The 903-nt window shown below is 41.2% G+C and carries 1 protein-coding gene; it reads right to left on the bottom strand.

Translation table 11 applies throughout. The features are described 5' to 3' along the window. A partial coding sequence (locus SCRDD08_RS07260) for a discoidin domain-containing protein (RefSeq protein WP_196756181.1) occupies nt 1-903 on the bottom strand: 903 nt, incomplete at both ends.

A 903-nucleotide genomic window follows, 5' to 3' on the forward strand; every position in this document is an offset into this window, starting at 1 on the left:
GTCTTCCAAAATAGAAGAACGTCCTTCCTCACCATGCCATTGCTGAACAGTTGGAGCCACTGTTGGCTTGTCTCCAACTCCCTCGTCTGCATAGCGACCAGGAACTCTAACTTCAAATTCCTTGGTAATGGTTTGGCCTTCATGCACTTGTTGCAAAGAAACTTTAACTATCTGGTCCGTTAGAGGTTGGTGGATTTTATTATTCAGATCAATCACACCTGTTTTATTGCTACCAACTAAGCTAACCTTACCTGGTAATTCAGGTAAAACAAGTGAATGTCCATCTTGAGCCAAAGTCAGTGACTCTACTTGGTTAAGATTTGTCACCTTATCTGGTTCTGGAATGTTAGAATAAGCTCGTATTTCCTGAACACCGACATTGCGCCAGCGCATACTACCTTCAGTGTATTTAGTGATTTCCAACTTGAGATACTTGGCTTCAATTGGAGTATCAAGATTAACCCTTTCATCTAAGATAGGTTGACCATCTTTTTCATAAGCTAGTTTCCATTTACGAGTAGCTTCTTCTTCATTAATAGCTTCTGCTGTAGCATAATAAAGTTTCCATCCTTGCACATTTGGATCATTAGGCTGTCCCGCTCTCTGTCTACGATCCCAATCAATCTCAATTCGCTTGATTGATGTCACCTTATTTAAAGTCATGGTTAGATGAGGAGTTACTGCATTCCTATCTGTTGCCCAACGACTATTGTCGTCTCCATCTACAGCTTTATCGCCAGTATTAGATGTATTCTGCTCATGGTTGGACGCTCTCACCTGTGCATTCAATAAATGATTAACATCAGGAATATTTACCACTTCTTTCACTGGTGTAGTTGGTGCTGGAGGTGTAGTCAGTGTTGGTTGAGTCGGCTGTGGATTAGTTGCTTCTGTGTTTACAGA

Origin of the sequence: Streptococcus cristatus, from assembly GCF_001578775.1 — a bacterium.
GTDB lineage: Bacteria > Bacillota > Bacilli > Lactobacillales > Streptococcaceae > Streptococcus > Streptococcus cristatus_A.